This window comes from Citrobacter sp. Igbk 17 (assembly GCF_028069775.1).
Lineage (GTDB): Bacteria > Pseudomonadota > Gammaproteobacteria > Enterobacterales > Enterobacteriaceae > Citrobacter.
On sequence record NZ_JANEWI010000123.1, the window covers coordinates 1 to 222 of the forward strand.

Genomic DNA, 222 nt, shown 5'->3' on the forward strand with positions numbered 1-222 from the left:
TCGGTTGATTTCTTTTCCTCGGGGTACTTAGATGTTTCAGTTCCCCCGGTTCGCTTCATTACGCTATGTATTCACGTAATGATAGTGTGTCGAAACACACTGGGTTTCCCCATTCGGAAATCGCCGGTTATAACGGTTCATATCACCTTACCGACGCTTATCGCAGATTAGCACGTCCTTCATCGCCTCTGACTGCCAGGGCATCCACCGTGTACGCTTAGT

1 rRNA gene is annotated in these 222 nt (G+C 48.6%); it reads right to left on the reverse strand.

Annotated features, from left to right (window positions below):
* Nucleotides 1-222: ribosomal RNA gene (locus NNO08_RS23290) — 23S ribosomal RNA — on the reverse strand; the annotation flags it as partial.